Origin of the sequence: Pantoea sp. GbtcB22 (genome assembly GCF_019091025.1) — a bacterium.
Lineage (GTDB): Bacteria > Pseudomonadota > Gammaproteobacteria > Enterobacterales > Enterobacteriaceae > Pantoea > Pantoea leporis.
This window is the reverse complement of sequence record NZ_JAGXKB010000662.1, coordinates 1-243: the sequence shown is the minus strand read 5'-3', so window position 1 is coordinate 243 and position 243 is coordinate 1. Positions and strand designations below refer to the sequence as shown.

The 243-nt window shown below is 51.4% G+C and carries 1 pseudogene; it reads left to right on the top strand.

The annotated features are described in order from the left end of the window. Positions 1 to 243 (top strand): annotated as a pseudogene (locus tag KVT28_RS26315) (3-deoxy-7-phosphoheptulonate synthase); the annotation flags it as partial.

Genomic DNA, 243 nt, shown 5'->3' with positions numbered 1-243 from the left:
GCAGGGCAACCCAGATGGGCATGTGATGCTGCGCGGCGGTAAAGCACCAAACTACGGTCCAGAAGATGACGCCCAGTGTGAAAAAGAGATGCTGAATGCGGGACTGCGTCCGGCCTTAATGATAGATTGCAGCCATGGTAATTCTAACAAACACTCTCGTCGCCAGCCTGGAGTAGCCGAATCGGCTATTGTGCAGATTAAACATGGAAACCGTTCCATCATTGGCCAGATGTTGGAAAGCAA